General features: G+C 62.2%; 16 protein-coding genes and 1 pseudogene. 5 read left to right on the top strand and 12 right to left on the bottom strand.

The features are described from left to right. Positions 1–174 precede the first annotated feature (174 nt). On the top strand, positions 175–1,296 hold the full coding sequence (locus NKH02_RS23595) for a carbohydrate ABC transporter permease (RefSeq protein WP_352881837.1): 1,122 nt from the start codon (positions 175–177) through the stop codon (positions 1,294–1,296). Positions 1,297–1,341: 45 nt separating this feature from the next. Further along, entirely contained in the window at positions 1,342–2,259 is a 918-nt protein-coding gene (locus tag NKH02_RS23590) for a carbohydrate ABC transporter permease (RefSeq protein WP_352881836.1), read from the top strand. Positions 2,260–2,289: 30 nt separating this feature from the next. On the opposite strand, the gene NKH02_RS23585 is transcribed toward NKH02_RS23590, so the two are convergent. Both NKH02_RS23585 and NKH02_RS23580 read right to left on the bottom strand, forming a co-directional pair. Continuing rightward, entirely contained in the window at positions 2,290–3,033 is a 744-nt protein-coding gene (locus NKH02_RS23585) for a creatininase family protein (RefSeq protein WP_352881834.1), read from the bottom strand. A gap of 3 nt (positions 3,034–3,036) precedes the next feature. After that, complete coding sequence (locus NKH02_RS23580; protein ID WP_352881832.1) at positions 3,037–3,603, bottom strand: SIS domain-containing protein; 567 nt, start codon at positions 3,601–3,603, stop codon at positions 3,037–3,039. A gap of 176 nt (positions 3,604–3,779) precedes the next feature. Between NKH02_RS23580 and NKH02_RS23575 the strand changes: the two genes are divergently transcribed. Continuing rightward, positions 3,780–4,802, top strand: a complete 1,023-nt coding sequence (locus tag NKH02_RS23575; RefSeq protein WP_352881830.1) for an aldo/keto reductase — start codon at positions 3,780–3,782, stop codon at positions 4,800–4,802. Positions 4,803–4,887: 85 nt separating this feature from the next. Here NKH02_RS23575 and NKH02_RS23570 read toward each other — a convergent pair whose 3' ends face one another. From NKH02_RS23570 to clpP, 4 genes are all read right to left on the bottom strand, one after another. Further along, the gene (locus NKH02_RS23570; RefSeq protein ID WP_027143628.1) at positions 4,888–5,160 is read right to left on the bottom strand and encodes an HU family DNA-binding protein; all 273 of its coding nucleotides are present in this window, start codon (positions 5,158–5,160) and stop codon (positions 4,888–4,890) included. Between the two features lie 296 nt (positions 5,161–5,456). Further along, the gene (gene lon / locus NKH02_RS23565) at positions 5,457–7,868 is read right to left on the bottom strand and encodes an endopeptidase La (RefSeq protein ID WP_352881828.1); all 2,412 of its coding nucleotides are present in this window, start codon (positions 7,866–7,868) and stop codon (positions 5,457–5,459) included. 305 nt (positions 7,869–8,173) lie between these two features. Further along, positions 8,174–9,448, bottom strand: coding sequence for an ATP-dependent Clp protease ATP-binding subunit ClpX (gene clpX, locus NKH02_RS23560; protein WP_352870578.1), 1,275 nt, complete (start codon positions 9,446–9,448; stop codon positions 8,174–8,176). A gap of 296 nt (positions 9,449–9,744) precedes the next feature. Beyond that, positions 9,745–10,374 (bottom strand): ATP-dependent Clp endopeptidase proteolytic subunit ClpP, encoded by a 630-nt coding sequence (gene clpP / locus NKH02_RS23555; protein WP_111545684.1) that lies wholly within the window; start codon positions 10,372–10,374, stop codon positions 9,745–9,747. A gap of 330 nt (positions 10,375–10,704) precedes the next feature. Between clpP and NKH02_RS23550 the strand changes: the two genes are divergently transcribed. Then, positions 10,705–11,298: a hypothetical protein gene (locus NKH02_RS23550; RefSeq protein ID WP_352881826.1), complete on the top strand. Its 594-nt coding sequence runs from the start codon at positions 10,705–10,707 to the stop codon at positions 11,296–11,298. Between the two features lie 18 nt (positions 11,299–11,316). Here NKH02_RS23550 and NKH02_RS23545 read toward each other — a convergent pair whose 3' ends face one another. Next, a complete protein-coding gene (locus NKH02_RS23545; RefSeq protein WP_352881824.1) occupies positions 11,317–12,420 on the bottom strand; it encodes an NAD(P)/FAD-dependent oxidoreductase in 1,104 nt (367 codons plus the stop codon). A 105-nt stretch (positions 12,421–12,525) separates the two neighbouring features. On the opposite strand from NKH02_RS23545, the gene NKH02_RS23540 reads away from it, so the two are divergent. After that, positions 12,526–13,776, top strand: a complete 1,251-nt coding sequence (locus NKH02_RS23540) for a cytochrome P450 (protein WP_352881822.1) — start codon at positions 12,526–12,528, stop codon at positions 13,774–13,776. Between the two features lie 126 nt (positions 13,777–13,902). Here the strand turns inward: NKH02_RS23540 and NKH02_RS23535 are convergent, their stop codons facing one another. The 5 genes and pseudogenes from NKH02_RS23535 to NKH02_RS23515 all read right to left on the bottom strand — a co-directional run bounded on the left by NKH02_RS23535 (position 13,903) and on the right by NKH02_RS23515 (position 16,929). Continuing rightward, on the bottom strand, positions 13,903–14,250 hold the full coding sequence (locus NKH02_RS23535; RefSeq protein WP_352881819.1) for a cupin domain-containing protein: 348 nt from the start codon (positions 14,248–14,250) through the stop codon (positions 13,903–13,905). Between the two features lie 94 nt (positions 14,251–14,344). Then, the gene (locus NKH02_RS23530) at positions 14,345–15,625 is read right to left on the bottom strand and encodes an O-acetylhomoserine aminocarboxypropyltransferase (protein WP_352881818.1); all 1,281 of its coding nucleotides are present in this window, start codon (positions 15,623–15,625) and stop codon (positions 14,345–14,347) included. Positions 15,626–15,771: 146 nt separating this feature from the next. Continuing rightward, the gene (locus NKH02_RS23525) at positions 15,772–16,293 is read right to left on the bottom strand and encodes a CoA-binding protein (protein WP_352881815.1); all 522 of its coding nucleotides are present in this window, start codon (positions 16,291–16,293) and stop codon (positions 15,772–15,774) included. A 52-nt stretch (positions 16,294–16,345) separates the two neighbouring features. Continuing rightward, positions 16,346–16,507: pseudogene (locus NKH02_RS23520) on the bottom strand (AAA family ATPase); the annotation flags it as partial. Continuing rightward, positions 16,507–16,929 (bottom strand): VOC family protein, encoded by a 423-nt coding sequence (locus NKH02_RS23515; protein ID WP_352870572.1) that lies wholly within the window; start codon positions 16,927–16,929, stop codon positions 16,507–16,509. The gene NKH02_RS23515 and the pseudogene NKH02_RS23520, both read right to left, overlap by 1 nt. Between the last annotated feature and the right edge of the window lie 9 nt (positions 16,930–16,938).

Below are 16,938 nucleotides of genomic sequence, written 5' to 3'. Positions count from 1 at the left end.
CGTGGGGGGGGGGCTGGCCCACCCCCCCCCACCTCCGCGGCCCCAACACCCCTCCCTCGCTCCCCTTGGCCGGGCGCGGTTTGTGGGGGGTCTAATCCCGCGGGGGCGCGCCCACCCGCCCCACCACTTTAGACCGGCTCCGGCTCCTTGAGAGCCTTCAAACGGGCGAGATTTGTGGCAGACCAGACTTCGACCGCAAACCAGTGGCCGGCAGATGCCGGCACTTCCGATCTGATTTCTCCAGGCCGCAGACGGCTCGGCTGGGTCCTGATGGCCGTTGCAACGCTCGGCCTGCTGGCGACGATCGTGCTGGAAATCCTCTACAAGGGCAGCGCCGATACGATCGGCTTCGAGACCTGGCGCCCCGTCGTCTACGCCTATGTGCTGTGGGGCGTGGCTATCGGCATCGGCCAGGTGCTGACGCGTGGCGAGGACGGCCAGCGTGCCCTGTTCCTGCTGCCGGCGCTGCTGTTCACCATCGCCATGGTGATCTTCCCGACACTGTTCGGTCTCTACATCGCGCTCACCGACTGGAATCTCAGTTCCTTCAGCGGCCGCAGGTTCAACGGGCTCGACAATTTCTGGCAGATGCTGGGCGATCCCTATTACCGCAATGCGCTGTTCAACATGGTGCTCTATGTGCTGGCGGTGGCGGTCGAGTATGTCATCGCCTTCAGCCTGGCGCTGCTGCTCAACGCGCAGATCCGCGCACGAAAATTCTTCCGCGTCGTCTTCCTGATGCCACTGATGCTGTCGCCGGTCGCGGTGTCGTGGATGATCGGCAAGTCGCTGATGGAATACCGGTTCGGGCCGGCGGCGACGCTGGCGCGCCATCTCGGCTGGGAGAATCCGGCCTTCTTCAGCGACCCGATCATCGCGCGTATCGCAATCATGGTGCTGGATGCCTGGACGTTCATTCCGTTCATGATGATCATGCTGTTGGCCGGCTTGCAGGCGATGTCGCGCGAGGTGCTCGAAGCCGCACGCGTCGACGGTGCCAATGTGTGGCAGACTTTCTGGCAGGTCACCTTCCCGCTGATGCTGCCGGTGTCGGTGACGGCGGTGATCCTGCGCATCATCTTCAAGCTGAAGCTTGCCGACATCATCATCACCGTGACATCGGGCGGCCCCGGCGGTGCCACCGATTCCGTGTCGAGCTTCATCTACCGCGAATACCGCGACCGCTCGAATGTCGGCTACGGAACCATGCTGGCGATGGCCTATCTGGTGATCATCATCGTGTTCGTCACGTGGCTGTTGAAATTCGCCAACCGTTTTGTCCGCAATGTGAATTGAAGCAGGATGGGTCAATTGAAGCAAGATCGGGTGAATTGAGCTAAGATGAGCGTTCAGACCACCGAATATGTCGCCTCGGAGATCCGCTCGCCGGCGAGCTTCCTCGCCAGCCGCGTTTTCATCTATGGCGCGCTGGCCTTCTGGGCGTTCATCTGCCTGTTCCCGATCTACTGGACGATCACGACGTCGTTCAAGACCGCGGTGGACGTCACCCAGGGCCATCTCATCCCCTTCGTCGACTTCCAGCCGGACTGGAAGGGCTGGCGTTCGCTCGGCCTGTCGCCGGACTCGATCTTCCAGACCTCGACGGTGCGCGACGAGTTCCTCAAGCGCTTCATGAATTCGGTGATCACCTCGGTCGGCGCGTCGAGCCTCGCCATCGTCATCGGCAGCCTCGCCGCCTACGGGCTCACCCGCTACCGCTATCATTTCGCCTGGTTCAAGAACGAAGATATCTCGTTCTTCTTCCTGTCACAGTTGATCCTGCCGCCGGTGGTGCTGGCGCTGCCTTTCCTGGTGCTCTACCGGGAGGTCGGCCTGCTCGACACGCGCGTCGGGCTGATCCTGCTCTACACGCTGATGGTGCTGCCGATCGTCATCTGGATCATGCGCGACCAGTTCAACTCGATACCCGTGGAGCTTGAGGAAGCCGCACTCGTCGACGGGCTGTCGATCTGGGGGGCGTTCTTCCGCATCGTCATGCCGATCGCGCTGCCCGGCATGGTGGCTGCCTTCATCCTGGCGATGGTGCTGTGCTGGAACGAGTATTTCTTCGCCGCCCTTTTGACCTCGACCGACGCCAAGACAATTCCGGTCATGGTGGCGAGCCAGACCGGCTCGCAAGGCATCAACTGGTGGTCGATGGCGGCGCTTGCCACGGCGGCCATCGCGCCTCTCGCCGTCATAGGCATTGCGCTCGAGCGTTATCTGATCATGGGCATGACCGCTGGAGCGGTCAAATAGCGGCGCCTTGTGGGAGAAGGAAGAACCGCGCTAACTCCTCAAGATCGTGCGCAGGTGATCCATGATCATGGCGACGCCCCTTTGACCGAGTTCCGCCGAAGCATCGCTGGCACTCGCCGTGTACCAGCTTTTGTTGTCTTCGAAGCGACCCGCATCGACAGCCTCCGGGCATAGCGCCAGCATCAGCGAGGTCTCGCCGATGCCGGCATGATCGAACGGGTACTTGCCGTTCATGTCGGGCGACATCAGCGGATGCACCTGCACCCAGTTGAAGAAATTATCGCCCTCGGCGTGCTCGGCATAGTAGCCGGCCATCGCCTCGGAGCCCCACCAGCCCTCGCCGCGCTCCTTTTCGAGGAAGCGGAAGATCGCCTGGCGGCCGGCGGTCTTGAACGCCAGATCGGTCGGCATGCCGGCGGCGAAATTCTCGGTCTGATGGTGGATGATGGCGTGGATGTTGCGAAAGCCGATGCGCAGCAGGCTGTAGAACAGCTCCTCGCCGAACGGCGCCAGCACATTGCCGCCGACCTGCACCGAGCCGCTGCCTTCCGGCGGCGCCACCGCATAGCTCGCAGCACCGTAATAGAAGGGCGGCAGGATGACGACGTCCCTCTCCTTTTCGAACAGCTCCAGCATCTTGATGACGGCCAGCGTGTCCATGCCGACGGCCATGTGCTCGCCATGGTATTCGAGCACGCCGAGCGGCAGGGCGACCGGCCAATTCTCGGCGATCGCCCTGCGGATCTGGTATGGCAGCATCAATTCGTAGCGCATGATCTATTCCATGTTGGTGTGGCGGGCACGCATCGCATCAGGCGACGCGCCGGTCAAATCCTTGAGCTTCAGCACCATCACCTCGAACAGCAGGAACAGTGCGCCCTCGAACACCGAGCCCATCGGCAAGACCGATGTCTTTCGCGCCCCCTGATCGTTGGCCATGGTCTGCGCGGGAATGAGCAGCGTGAAATCGGCGCGCTTTGCCGCGCTGCTTTCGGCTTGGGCGGTCACCAGCAGGTTGGTCGAGCCTGCATCGTGCGCGACCTGCATGAGGGTCAGCACGGTCGAGGTCTCTCCCGGCCCCGAACTGACCAGGAAGACATCGCCCGATCCCAAGGGCGGCGTGTTCATGTCGCCGACCACCGAGACCGGCAGGCCGAGATGATAGAGCCGCATGGCGAAACCCTTGACCTGCAAGGCCTCGCGCCCGCAGCCATAGACGACGATCCGAGGGGCGCCGGCCAGCATCTTGCAGGCAGCATCGATCCGGTGCTCGTCGACGCGCGCCAGCACGCCGCCGAGTTCGGCTAGCGCGGTCTCGAACAGGCTTTTGCTCTTGTCGCTCACCGCAAACCTGCCATCGAAATCACCCCGAGATTTGCCGCTCTTGCCGCCACGAACAGCTTGATTTCGTTCATGCTAGCAACCGCGAAAATGCGTGTCCAACACCCCGCGGCGCTTTTGCCAAGCCACAGGCATGATAGTGTCATGTCAGACAAATCAAGCGAGGCAAACGGCAGGATATGAAGACACGGCATTTCGACCGCATCGGCAATGGCGGCATCAGTTTCACCGAACTCGGCTTCGGTACGGCGCCGCTCGGCAATCTCTATCGTGCCGTCTCGGACGAGGATGCCAATGCCACGCTGGCGGCCGCCTGGGCGACCGGCTGCCGCTACTACGACACCGCGCCGCTCTACGGGCTTGGCCTGTCGGAAACGCGGCTCAACCCTTTCCTGCGCGGCAAGAAGCGCGACGACTATGTGCTGTCGAGCAAGGTCGGCCGCATCATGCGCGCCTGCGCGCCGGAAGAGCGCACCGGCATCGGCAAGTTCTTCGACACGCCGTCGCGCCGCGAGGTGTACGACTACAGCTATGACGGCGTCATGCGCTCGTTCGAAGCCTCGCTGGAGCGCCTCGGCGTCGACCGTATCGATATCCTCTTCGTGCACGATGTCGACATCTTCACCCATGGCAGCAAGGAAGCGTCCGACCGGCGCATCGAGGAATTCATGCGCTCGGGCTACTACGGCTTGCTCTCGCTCCGCGACCAGGGCGTCATCAAGGCGTTCGGCGGCGGCATCAATGAGTGGCAGGTTGCGCAGACGCTGGCCGAGCGCGGCGACTTCGACCTGTTCCTGCTGGCTGGGCGTTATACGCTGCTCGAACAGGAGGCGCTGACGTCTTTCCTGCCGCTCTGCCAGGCACGCGGCATCGGTATCGTTCTCGGCGGGCCCTACAACTCCGGCATCCTCGCAACGGGACCGAAGCCCGGCGCTTACTACAACTATTCCGAAGCGCCGAAGGACATCCTCGACCGGGTCGCCGGCATCGAGAGCGTCTGCAGGCGTCATGGAGTGCGGCTGATCGAGGCCGCCCTGCAATTCCCGCTGCTGCACCCGTCGGTCGTCTCGGTGATCCCCGGTGGCCAGCGGCCGAGCGAGGTCGAGAGCAACCGCGCGCTGCTCGATGCGAAGCTGCCCGCGGCGCTTTGGGCCGACCTCAAGAAGCAAGGCCTCATGCGCCCCGAGGCGCCGACCGCATGACCGGCCGCCACGCTTCGGCGTCGGGCACAAAAATGAAAAGCCGGGCAAGCCCGGCTTTTCTGGTCTCTGAAAAGAAAAAGGGCGCTTAGTTGACTGCGTCCTTGAGGCCTTTGCCGGCCGAGAACTTCGGCACGGTGCGCGCCGGGATCTGCACTTCGGCGCCGGTCTGAGGATTGCGGCCGGTCGACGCCGCACGCTTTGACACGGTGAAATTGCCAAAGCCGACAAGCCGGACATCGCCGCCCTTCTTCAGTTCGCCGCTGATCACGGAAAATACCGCATCGACCGCCGACTGCGCGTCACCCTTCGAAATGCTCGCGGCATCGGCGACAGCGGACACCAGTTCGTTCTTGTTCATAAAAATTCCCTTCCATGAGAACACCGGAACTATCGACTCATCCGGCAGGAAACGGACTTTAGAAAGAAGCGTTGCCGCAACCAAGTCGAAAAGGCAGGAAAAAAGCGGAAAAAGCCCGGAAATGCTGGGTTTTTCACATGAAAAAGCCGGGCGCTGGGCCCGGCTCTCTGTTTGTGCACTGCAACCTTGGCGAAAACCAACGCATGGCCCCGAAAACCGCGGTCGGTTTTCGGAAAGGACCATGCGCAAGTCCAGGTATTAGAGCGTCCTTCGCGTCCAGGTGGGCGCGCGACGCTCTAATGCGCAAGCGTCTTTCCGGCATCGTCCGTGGTGTCGGTCGTGGCCGGAGGATTGACCGGTTCGACCCATTCGATCGGCTCCGGCATACGCACCAGCGCGTGGCGCAACACCTCACCGACCCGTGCGACCGGAATGATCTCCATGCCGTTCTTCACGTTGTCCGGAATCTCCGCCAGATCCTTGGCGTTGTCTTCCGGGATCAGCACCTTCTTGATGCCGCCGCGCAATGCGGCAAGCAGCTTCTCCTTCAGGCCGCCGATCGGCAGAACCCTGCCGCGCAGCGTGATCTCGCCGGTCATCGCCACATCCGCCTTGACCGGAATGCCGGTCAGAACGGAGACGATCGCGGTCGCCATCGCCACGCCGGCCGACGGTCCGTCCTTGGGCGTCGCACCTTCCGGCACGTGGACGTGGATGTCGCGCTTGTCGAACAGCGGCGGCTCGACGCCGAAATCGATGGCACGGGAGCGGACATAGGAAGCCGCCGCCGAAATCGATTCCTTCATCACGTCGCGCAGATTGCCGGTCACCGTCATGCGGCCCTTGCCGGGCATCATGACGCCTTCGACCGTCAGCAGCTCGCCGCCGACTTCCGTCCAGGCGAGCCCGGTAACGACGCCGACCTGATCGTCAGCCTCGACCTGGCCGAAGCGGAAGCGCGGAACACCGAGATAGTCGGCGAGGTTCGCCGCCGTGATGTTCACCGTCTTCTTCTTCGTCTTCAGGATCTCGGTCACCGCCTTGCGGCCGAGCTTCATCAGCTCGCGCTCCAGACTTCTGACGCCCGCTTCACGGGTGTAGGTCTGGATGATGGCGCGGATCGCGTCCTCGCCGACGGAGAACTCCTTCGGCTGCAGGGCATGGTCGCGCACCACCTTCGGCATCAGGTGCCGCTTGGCTATCTCGATCTTCTCGTCCTCGGTGTAGCCGGCGATACGGATGATCTCCATGCGGTCCATCAAGGGCGCCGGGATGTTCAGCGTGTTCGCCGTCGTCACGAACATCACGCTCGACAGGTCGTATTCGACCTCGAGGTAATGGTCCATGAACGTCGAGTTCTGCTCGGGATCGAGCACCTCAAGCAGCGCCGATGACGGATCGCCACGGAAGTCCTGGCCCATCTTGTCGATCTCGTCGAGCAGGAAGAGCGGGTTGGACTTCTTCGCCTTCTTCATCGACTGGATGACCTTGCCGGGCATCGAGCCGATATAGGTGCGGCGATGGCCACGGATCTCGGCTTCGTCACGCACGCCGCCCAGCGCCATGCGGATGAATTCGCGACCGGTCGCCTTGGCGATCGACTTGCCGAGCGAGGTCTTGCCGACGCCGGGAGGGCCGACGAGGCACAGGATCGGCCCCTTCAGCTTCTTCTGGCGGCTTTGTACGGCAAGGTACTCGACGATGCGGTCCTTGACCTTGTCGAGGCCGAAATGATCGGTGTCGAGCACGTTCTGCGCGAAAGCCAGGTCCTGCTTGACCTTGGAGTTCTTGCCCCACGGGATCGACAGGATCCAATCGAGATAGTTGCGCACGACGGTCGATTCAGCCGACATCGGCGACATCGTCCTGAGCTTCTTCAACTCGGCTTCCGCCTTTTCGCGGGCCTCCTTGGAAAGCTTGGTCTTCTTGATGCGCGCCTCGATCTCGGCGGCTTCGTCGCGGCCGTCCTCGCCCTCGCCGAGCTCCTTCTGGATCGCCTTCATCTGCTCGTTGAGGTAGTATTCGCGCTGCGTCTTCTCCATCTGGCGTTTGACGCGCGAGCGGATGCGCTTCTCCACCTGCAGGACGGAGATTTCGGCCTCCATGAAGCCCATCGCCTTTTCCAGACGCTCCTTCACCGAGAGCGTGGCCAGCATTTCCTGCTTTTCAGGGATCTTGATGGCGAGATGCGAAGCGACCGTGTCGGCGAGCTTGGAATAGTCGTCGATCTGGCTGGCGGCACCCACCACTTCGGGCGAGATCTTCTTGTTCAGCTTGACGTAGTTCTCGAAGTCGGTGACGACGGAACGAGCCAGCGCCTCGACCTCGACCTCTTCCTCTTCCGGCTCGACCAGCGCCGAGGCACGGGCCTCGTGGAAGTCGGGACGGTCGGTGAACGAGACGATTTTCGCGCGCGAGGCGCCTTCGACCAGAACCTTGACGGTACCGTCGGGCAGCTTCAGCAATTGCAGCACATTGGCGAGCGTGCCGATGTCGAAGATGGCATCGGGCTCGGGATCGTCGTCGGCGGCATTCATCTGGGTGGCAAGCAGGATCTGCTTTTCCTGACCCATCACCTCTTCCAGCGCCTTGATCGATTTTTCACGCCCGACGAAGAGCGGAACGATCATATGCGGGAATACCACGATGTCGCGCAGTGGGAGGACCGCGAAGACGCCGTCGCTGGGTGCCTTGGATATTTTGGCCATTGTCCAACCTTTCATGTCGCGGCCGCCAATCAGCCAACCGCGAATCTTATATTAACGACCGGGGATCGTTCCGCCTACCACCGTTTGTGACGGGAGTTTTACAGCACAGAAATCGGGCACCACGGCCTTCTCCAATTAGTTGGATGCACGACCCACAAAGATCAAGGGGCGGGTACAAATCCGTACCTCCAACGTACCGCAAGTGACACATTTGCGACGCTAGGACCGGGCGCCCCCGCAAAACCCCGCGCGACAGCAAAACGGCGCCTTGCGGCGCCGTTTCAGAATTCCGCCGCGGGCTCATGTCAGGCGCTGACATTGCCCTTCTTTTCCTTCTGCTCGGAGTAGATGTAGAGCGGCCGGGCGCTGCCGGTCACCACCTCCTCCGAAATCACCACTTCGCGCACGCCTTCGAGCGCCGGAAGTTCGAACATCGTGTCGAGCAGGATCGCTTCCATGATCGAGCGCAGGCCGCGCGCGCCGGTCTTGCGATCGATGGCGCGCTTGGCAATCGCCGAAAGGGCGTTCTCGTGGAAGGTCAGGTCGACATTCTCCATCTCGAACAGCCGCTGGTACTGCTTGACCAGCGCGTTCTTCGGCTCGGTCAGGATCTGGATCAGCGCCGGCTCGTCAAGGTCTTCCAGCGTGGCCAGAACCGGCAGACGGCCGACAAACTCGGGGATCAGACCGAATTTCAAGAGATCCTCGGGCTCGACAAGGCGGAACACATCGCCGGTGCGGCGATCCTCGGGCGAAGCGACGACGGCGCCGAAGCCGATCGACGTCTTGCGGCCGCGATCCGAGATGATCTTGTCCAGACCGGCGAAGGCGCCGCCGCAGATGAACAGGATGTTGGCGGTGTCGACCTGCAGGAACTCCTGCTGCGGATGCTTCCTCCCGCCCTGCGGCGGTACGGAGGCAACGGTGCCTTCCATGATCTTCAAGAGCGCCTGCTGCACGCCCTCGCCCGACACATCGCGGGTGATCGAGGGGTTGTCCGACTTGCGCGAGATCTTGTCGATTTCGTCGATGTAGACGATGCCGCGCTGGGCCCGCTCGACATTGTAGTCGGCCGACTGCAACAGCTTGAGGATAATGTTTTCGACGTCCTCGCCGACATAACCGGCTTCGGTCAGCGTCGTCGCGTCAGCCATGGTGAAGGGCACGTCGATGATGCGGGCGAGCGTCTGCGCAAGCAGCGTCTTGCCGCAACCGGTCGGACCGATCAGCAGGATGTTGGACTTGGCCAGCTCGACATCGTTGTTCTTGCCGGCATGCGCGAGGCGCTTGTAGTGGTTGTGGACCGCCACCGACAGCACGCGCTTGGCGTAAGGCTGGCCGATGACGTAGTCGTCGAGAACCTTGAGGATCTCCTGCGGTGTCGGCACGCCCTCGCGCGACTTCACCATCGAGGTCTTGTTCTCCTCGCGGATGATGTCCATGCAGAGCTCGACGCACTCATCGCAGATGAAGACCGTCGGACCGGCGATCAGCTTGCGCACCTCGTGCTGGCTTTTGCCGCAAAACGAGCAGTAAAGCGTGTTCTTGGAATCGCCGCTGTTGTTGCCGACCTTGCTCATTTTCATGTCCTTTCATGGCCGCCCGCCGATGGTCTGGCTGAAAGGGCGCATATTCTATCTATCGCGGGAATCCGCCGCCGCCAGTGTGTCCCGGCTCCCGCAACGCTTCCGTACGAAACACAAATCAGAAAACGTGGCAATGATTCGCGACAACCCCGCATAAAGCTAAGCCGCCGAAACTCAACATAGGCTTAACGTAGGCAATCCTGTCCCCCGAGGGAACAGCCAATTGTGGCCGAAATGCCGCAAGACGCACCAAAAGCGCGTGATGGCGCCATCCAACTGCCAACTGGCCTTTATGCCACAGCGCTTTCTGCCGCTTCGCGCGACGAAATCACCTTGTCGATGAGGCCGAAATCCCTGGCTTCGTCGGCGGTCATGAAATGGTCGCGGTCGAGCGTCTTCTCGATCTCTTCGTAGCTCTTGCCGGTGTGCTTGACGTAGACCTCGTTAAGGCGACGCTTCAGCTTGATGATGTCCTGGGCATGGCGCTCGATGTCGGACGCCTGGCCCTGGAAGCCGCCGGAAGGCTGGTGAACCATGATGCGGGCGTTCGGCGTGGCAAAGCGCATGTCCTTGTGGCCGGCGGTCAGGAGCAGCGAGCCCATCGAGGCCGCCTGGCCGATGCAGAGCGTCGACACGGCCGGCTTGATGAACTGCATGGTGTCGTAGATCGCCATGCCCGAGGTGACGACGCCGCCCGGCGAATTGATGTAGAGGTTGATTTCCTTTTTCGGATTCTCGGCTTCGAGGAACAAAAGCTGCGCGCAGACCAGCGTCGCCATGCCGTCCTCGACCGGACCGGTGATGAAAATGATACGCTCCTTGAGGAGGCGCGAGAAAATGTCGTAGGCCCGCTCGCCGCGATTGGTCTGTTCGACCACCATCGGAACGAGGTTCATGTATGTTTCGACGGGGTTCTTCATCAGATATCTCTTATCTCGCGGTGGGATTCCGGCGCCGGGAATGCTGGCGGATCGGGCAGAATCGGTTCTGGATCGTTATTCCGTAAATAGGATGCCGGCTCATCCTTGTGCAAGGCCGACCCCTCCTAGCCATCTGGGTAAGTCGAATCAAGGTTACATTTCACGGGATTCATCGACCCGTGCCGCGATCGTTCGGCGGCGTCCTCACCATCGTAGCAATTTCTTAACCGCATCGCTTAACGAAATAAGGCAAATCCACTTTCCCCCGACATCTCTTCCCCTACAATCCAACGTTGAACCGTCATTGTGCCGTTCAACAGGGGGAGTGTCATGCCTGGGAAAACCGCATGCTTCACCATTGCCGGGCTGACCATGCTCGGCACGATTTCGCAGACGGCGGCCGGCGGCCGCGCCGTCGAATGCTATGAACCCGTCCGAACGCCTGATGTCTACGACACGGTCTATGAAGACGTGCTGGTCAGCCCACCCGGCCAGCAGGTCGTCGACTATGTCCCTGCCATCTACGGCACCCGCGAACGGGTGGTGATGACCGTTCCGGCACAGGTGACTTACGAGGTCGTGCCCGCCGTCACCCGCACCGTCTACCATACGGTCCAGGTCGATAGCGGCGGCTATTCCTGGGAGTGGCGCATCATCCATGGCCGCAAGGTGCTGTGCAAGATCTGGCACAAGGCGCGCTATGAGCGCGTCGCCGAGACCGTCGTGATCCAGCCCGAACGCACGCACCGTGTCGTCATCCCGACACAGTACGACAGCATCGCCGAGGAGGTCCTGGTTCGGCCGGAGCAAAGGCGCATCATCGATGTCCCGGCCTCCTACCGGACCGTCGCGCGTCGCGTTCTGGTTCGCGAAGGCTCATCGGGCTGGCGGCGCGTGCATATTCCGAGGCATTGCCAGGATTAGGTTGGACGCCGGCGGCGTTCAGGCCAGCTCCGCCCGCAACCATGACTTCAGGCCGGCGATATCGCCATTGCCAACGGCGGCGGCAACACGCCGGCCAACCGCCGCGCCGAACTTGTAGCCATGGCCGGAGCAGGCCGAAACGATCAGGCATTTTCCTCGCTCATGGGCGAAGAACCTCTCGTCGGCGGTGAAGGTGTAGGCGCAGGTGACGACTTCGATCACCCGATACTCCGCGATACGGGCGATCGGCGGCGCAAACAGGTTGCGGATCGCTTCGCCCTCGCCCGGCACTGGCTGACGGTTCCAGTCGGCATCGCTGGTCGGCACCCTGTGCAGCCCCGAACCGAACTTCATGCCGGCGCCGCCCGAAGGCGGGATCACATAGCCGTCGACCGCGCCGCCGATATCGAGGACGACCGGCGCCGCCTGCCAGGCGGCCTCGAGGTCGGCCGGCGGTTCGACATAGGCGAGCGCGGTTCGATAGGTCTTCAATTCGCCGTCCAGTTCCGGGAACAGTTTCAGCACCCAGGCCCCTGCCGTGACGACGATGCGGTCGGCCTGCATCGTCTCGCCGCTTTCGAGCACGATATGGCCGGCCTCGGAGTCGATCGCGGTAACTTTGCTGTGTTCGTACACATTGGCGCCGTTGGCGCGCAGCCACTTTGCCAATCCCGCCGCGATCTTGCGGCAATGCAGCGCGCCGCCTTCGGTCGAAAAATAGGCGTAGCGGAAAGAACCGGCTTCGAGAAACGGCCAGCGTTTCACGGCCGCGTCCGGCTCCAGCAATTCGAAAGGAAAATTGCCTTCTTCCAGGCCTTCGCGATATTCCTCGGCCTCGTCGCCCGGCTCGCGCGAAATGCAGACAAATCCGCGCGCATCAAGATGGCTTTCGCCGAGATCGGCCCACATCTCGTCCCAGGCCTGATAGGCTTCGGTGATCAGCCGGCCATAGCCGGTTCCGGCCCGGTAGGCGCGGCGGATGATGCGGTGATGGTCGCCCGACGCTGCCAGCGGATTGGGGATCGGCCCCTGTTCGACGATCGACACGCTGTGGCCGGCCTTGACCAGCGACCAGGCGGTGGAGAGACCGGCGATACCCGCGCCGACAACGATGACATTCATCAAATCAGTCTTTCCGCAGCCGTGTCGGCTGGCTCAACGCATTGGGCTGTTGGGCGCCAACATACGGTCTGGAACCCGGCTGGCAAGCCGCGCTATTGGTCTGGCATGAGCAAATTGACGCCACCCGCCCTGGCCTTTGATCCAGCCACTCGACGCCTGCGATTGGACCCGCACGAGCCGGCCTTTTTTCAGAACCCCTATGAGGCCTATGCCTTTCTGCATGGCGCATCGAATGCATTCTTCTGGGAAGAATTCGGCTTCTGGTGTTTTGGCGGCTTCGACGACGTCAACCGGCTGCTGCGCGACCGCCGCTTCGGCCGCCAGAACCCGGCCGGCATTCCAGACAGTCGCGGCATCGGTCAAGACCGCGGCCATCTCAGCGCTTTCGACGGCATCGAAGCCAATTCGATGCTGGAACTGGAGCCACCGGTGCACACAAGGCTGAGAACACTGGTGAACCGCGCCTTCGTCTCGCGCCAGGTCGAACGGCTGCGGCCACGTGTCGAAGCGCTGGCCAACGAGCTGATCGACCGTTTCAAACCTGGCAAAGCCGTCGACCTGCTGCCCGCCTTCGCGGCGCCGCTGCCGATCACCATCATTGCCGAAATGCTCGGCGTGCCGGTCGAGATGGGGCCGCAACTGCTCGACTGGTCGCATAAGATGGTTGCCATGTACATGCATGGCCGCACGCGCGAAACCGAGGAGACGGCCAACCGCGCCGCGGGCGAATTTGCCGATTTCCTGCGCGGTTACGTCACCGTGCGGCGCAAGAACCCCGGCGACGACCTGCTGTCCCTACTGATCTCGGCGCAGGAGGACGGCCAAAAGCTGTCGGAGGACGAGATGGTATCCTCGGCGATCCTGCTGCTCAATGCCGGCCATGAAGCGACGGTGCACCAGACCGGCAACGCGGTCCGCTCGATCCTGGCGCAAGGCGGCGATCCGCGCCGCTTCTTCAGTTCACCCGAAGCGACTGCGGCAACGGTCGAGGAATGCCTGCGTTGCGATGCGCCGCTGCATATGTTCACGCGCTACGCCTATCAGGAGATCGAAGTCTCGCCCGGCATCGTCGTGCAGCCGGGCCAGACGATCGGGCTGCTGCTCGGCATGGCCAACCATGACCCGCGCATCTTTGCCGAACCGCAGACCTTCCGGCCCGATCGTGTGGACCAGAAGAACGTATCCTTCGGCGCCGGCATCCATTTTTGCATCGGTGCGCCGCTCGCCCGGCTCGAATTGCAGGTATCCTTGAAAACCCTGTTCGAACGGCACCCAAAGCTCCATCTTGCCGAAAGTCCAAGCTTCCGCGACACTTACCACTTCCATGGATTGGAAACGCTCGCGGTCGGTTTCTGACGGGTTCTGGGGTTGCCTCAGCTACCCTGCTCCGGCGCTGGGTAGCGATTGGCGCCGGCAGATGATGGCGGAATCCGGGTTTTCGGGCAGCAACATCCATCGCGTCGGCTGATCCAGCTTCGATGACTACAGTTTGATCACATACTCCTTGCGAGTCGTTTCAAGCACTTCCCAGCTGCCCCTGAAGCCCGGCCTCAGGACAAAACTGTCGCCGGTCTTGACGGTGCGCGCCTGCCCACCATCCTCCGCGATCACCGAAACGCCGGACAGTATGTGGCAGAACTCCCACTCGTCATAGACGATGCGCCACTTGCCGGGGGTCGATTCCCAGATGCCGGCATAGAGGCCGCCCTCCCGCTCCTCGACGTTCCAGGTGCGGAATTTCGGATCGCCCGAGATCAGGCGATCCGGCGCCGGTGCGCCCTGTTCAGCGTCGACGCTGTCTGTCGATATTGTCAAGTAATGCGCGGACAAGGCTTGCCTCCATGAAAGAGCCGGCGCTGCGCCCGGCTCACCCCCACCCCGGCGCTGCGCGCCGACCCTCCCCACAAGGGGGAGGGTAAGAAGATCAGACCTTGGCAAGCGCCTGTTCGAGGTCGGCGACGATGTCGTTGACGTCCTCGATGCCGATCGAGAGCCGCACCGTGTCCGGTCCTGCGCCGGCCTTGACCTTCTGTTCGTCGGAAAGCTGGCGGTGCGTGGTCGATGCCGGGTGGATGACCAGCGACTTGGTGTCGCCGACATTGGCGAGGTGCGAGAACAGTTCGAGCGCCTCGACGAATTTGACGCCGGCGTCATAGCCTCCCTTGAGAGCGAAGGTGAACACGGCGCCCGCGCCAAGCGGCGAATATTTCTTCTGCAGCGCGTTGTTCTTGTCGCTGGGCAGGCCTGGGTAATTAACCGAGGCAACCTTGGGGTGGTTGGACAGCCACGCAGCGACCGTCACGGCGTTGTCGCAGTGGCGCTGCATGCGCAGCGGCAAGGTCTCCAGGCCGGTCAGGATGAGGAAGGCGTTGAACGGCGAGATCGCCGGGCCGAGATCGCGCAGGCCGAGCACGCGCGCGGCAATGGCGAAAGCGAAATTGCCGAAGGTTTCGTGCAGAACGAGGCCGCCATATTCGGGGCGCGGTTCCGACAGCATCGGGTACTTGCCCGACTTCGACCAGTCGAAGGTGCCGCCATCGACGATGGCACCGCCGATCGAATTGCCGTGGCCGCCGATGAATTTGGTCAGCGAGTGGACGACGATGTCGGCGCCATGCTCGATCGGCCGGATCAGGTAGGGCGAGGCCAGCGTGTTGTCGACGATGAGCGGCAGGCCGTGCTTGCGCGCGATGTCGCCGATCTTCTCGATATCGACGAAGGTGCCGCCTGGATTGGCGAGGCTCTCGATGAAGATCGCCTTGGTCCTGTCGTCGATCTGGCTTTCGAAGGTCGAGATGTCGTTGGTGTCGGCCCAGCGCACCTCCCAGCCATAATTCTTGAAGGCATGGCCGAACTGGTTGATCGAACCGCCATAGAGCTTGTTGGCGGCGACGAAATTGTCACCCGGCCGCATCAGATTGTGGAACACGATCACCTGCGCGGCATGGCCGGAGGCGACCGCAAGAGCCGCCGTGCCGCCTTCGAGTGCCGCCATACGCTCTTCCAGCACCGCCTGCGTCGGATTCATGATGCGGGTGTAGATGTTGCCGAAGGCTTTTAGTCCGAACAGCGAGGCGGCATGGTCGGCATCGTCGAAGACGAAGGAGGTCGTCTGGTAGATCGGCGTGGCACGCGCGCCGGTCGCCGGGTCGGGCTTGGCGCCGGCGTGGACGGCGAGCGTATTGAAACCTGGCGTGCGGGTCACTGAAAACCTCCCTTTTTGAAACTCTTGAAATCGCCGGGCATTCTTGGCGAAGCCCGGGCGCGAAAGCAAAGAAGAAAATGTCCTTCAGCGAACGATCTGCGGCCAGGACGCGAGAAAATGCGCTGGCCTAAGGAATAATTTTGCTTCTATTTCTGGCGCACGCCAAAACTCTGGAATCCGGAGCGCATCAGCGGCTTCTTCGACGACAGCACGCCGGAGTTGACGCCGGTCCAGCCGATCTCGCCGGACAGTTTGCCGTATTCGATCTTGGGGCAGCGGTTCATCACAACCTTGATGCCCGCAGCCTCGGCGCGCACGGCCGCCTCGTCATGGCGGACGCCAAGCTGCATCCAGACCACTTTCGGCAAGGGATCGAGCCGCAACACCTCGTCGACGATGCCGGGCACCGCCGCTGGCGCGCGAAAGATGTCGACCATGTCGATCGGCTCCGGAATGTCGGCCAACCTAGCATAGGTCATCCGGCCGAGGATTTCCTTGCCGGCCTGGCCGGGATTGATCGGGAACACCTGATATCCCTTGGCCAGCAGATATTTCAGCACGAAATAGCTTGGCCGCACATCATTGGCGGATGCGCCGACCATGGCGATGGTCTTCACCGAGTTGAGGATGCCGGCGATGTAGGTGTTGTCGTAGCTATCGTGGTTCATGGCTCGTCCTCATACAACGCCTCGGCGAGAAAGCCATCCGGGTCGCATCATCGATAATGGTGATCGGCGTGGTGAATTCGAGTTCGAAGTCGTGGCCGCGAAACAGCGGCAGGTTCCAGGGGTATTTTTCCCAATCCTCGACCCGTGCGGGGTCGAGCAGGATGCGCTTGAGATAAGGTGCCTTGAGCCGCGTCAGCTGCTTGCGATGGGCCATCAGCCAGGCAGCGAAATCGTGCCGTCTTCCGCGATCGGAAAGGCCGGATTGTGCGCCACTTCCCAGACATGCCCGTCGGCATCGGCGAAATAGCCGTACCAGCCACCCCAGAAGGCGCGCCCAGCCGGCTTGACGATGCGGCCGCCGGCTTTCTCGGCCTTGGCAAGCACCTCGTCGACTTCAGCGTCGGAGCGGGTGTTGTAGGCGAGGTAAACAGCGGACGGCCCCTTGGCGAAGGCGATGCCGGAATCCTCTTCGGCGCTTTCGCGCGGGAACAGGCCGAGAATGACGCCGCCCATCTGGAAAAAGGCGACACCTTCGGTAATGCCGGCGTGACGGGTCAGCCCCATCGCTTCGTAGAAGCGCACCGCGCGGTCGAGATCGTCGGTGGCGATGGTGATGATGGAGATTCGCGGTTCCATGGTGATGCT

This window comes from Mesorhizobium sp. M1396, assembly GCF_040317725.1.
GTDB lineage: Bacteria > Pseudomonadota > Alphaproteobacteria > Rhizobiales > Rhizobiaceae > Mesorhizobium.
The sequence above is the reverse complement of the archived record's forward strand: the minus strand, read 5'-3'. Positions and strand labels throughout refer to the sequence as shown.

Excerpts from the sequence above, each read along its gene's own strand:
- NKH02_RS23545 (WP_352881824.1), bottom strand. The coding sequence starts at position 12,420 with ATGAATGTCATCGTTGTCGGCGCGGGTATCGCCGGTCTCTCCACCGCC.
- NKH02_RS23590 (WP_352881836.1), top strand. The coding sequence starts at position 1,342 with ATGAGCGTTCAGACCACCGAATATGTCGCCTCGGAGATCCGCTCGCCG.
- clpP (WP_111545684.1), bottom strand. The coding sequence starts at position 10,374 with ATGAAGAACCCCGTCGAAACATACATGAACCTCGTTCCGATGGTGGTC.
- NKH02_RS23585 (WP_352881834.1), bottom strand. The coding sequence starts at position 3,033 with ATGCGCTACGAATTGATGCTGCCATACCAGATCCGCAGGGCGATCGCC.
- NKH02_RS23525 (WP_352881815.1), bottom strand. The coding sequence starts at position 16,293 with ATGAACCACGATAGCTACGACAACACCTACATCGCCGGCATCCTCAAC.
- NKH02_RS23540 (WP_352881822.1), top strand. The coding sequence starts at position 12,526 with ATGAGCAAATTGACGCCACCCGCCCTGGCCTTTGATCCAGCCACTCGA.
- NKH02_RS23515 (WP_352870572.1), bottom strand. The coding sequence starts at position 16,929 with ATGGAACCGCGAATCTCCATCATCACCATCGCCACCGACGATCTCGAC.
- lon (WP_352881828.1), bottom strand. The coding sequence starts at position 7,868 with ATGGCCAAAATATCCAAGGCACCCAGCGACGGCGTCTTCGCGGTCCTC.
- NKH02_RS23550 (WP_352881826.1), top strand. The coding sequence starts at position 10,705 with ATGCCTGGGAAAACCGCATGCTTCACCATTGCCGGGCTGACCATGCTC.
- clpX (WP_352870578.1), bottom strand. The coding sequence starts at position 9,448 with ATGAGCAAGGTCGGCAACAACAGCGGCGATTCCAAGAACACGCTTTAC.
- NKH02_RS23575 (WP_352881830.1), top strand. The coding sequence starts at position 3,780 with ATGAAGACACGGCATTTCGACCGCATCGGCAATGGCGGCATCAGTTTC.
- NKH02_RS23570 (WP_027143628.1), bottom strand. The coding sequence starts at position 5,160 with ATGAACAAGAACGAACTGGTGTCCGCTGTCGCCGATGCCGCGAGCATT.